Origin of the sequence: Polaribacter sp. BAL334, assembly GCF_015767435.1 — a bacterium.
In the GTDB taxonomy this organism is placed as follows: domain Bacteria; phylum Bacteroidota; class Bacteroidia; order Flavobacteriales; family Flavobacteriaceae; genus Polaribacter.
In genome coordinates, this window is record NZ_JADWOV010000137.1 from 1 (window position 1) to 354 (window position 354).

The 354-nt window shown below is 29.4% G+C and carries 1 protein-coding gene; it reads left to right on the plus strand.

What is annotated here, in order from left to right; genetic code table 11:
• Positions 1 to 354, plus strand: a 354-nt coding sequence (locus IU405_RS00715; RefSeq protein WP_197436733.1) for an NUDIX domain-containing protein, incomplete at both ends; no start/stop codon positions are given.

A 354-nucleotide genomic window follows, 5' to 3' on the forward strand; every position in this document is an offset into this window, starting at 1 on the left:
CAAATATGATTTCAAATTTTTGGGGAACATTAGAAAGGGTCAATTTTGATTTTACTTTTAAGAACGGAAAATCTGTTAATCTTACGCATGAAGTGTATGGAAAAAGCGATGGTGTTGCTATTTTATTATACAATGCTATAACCAAAAAAGTTTTATTAACAAGACAATTCAGAATGCCAGTGTATGTGGCAAAAATTAATAATGGATTTTCAATTGAAGTTGTTGGTGGTGCAATGGATGAAAATGAAACTCCAGAAATTACTGCTATCAGAGAAACTGAAGAAGAAATTGGCTATAAAATTTTCAAACTAAAAAAAGTTACTACTGCTTTTTTATCACCAGGAATTTTAAAAG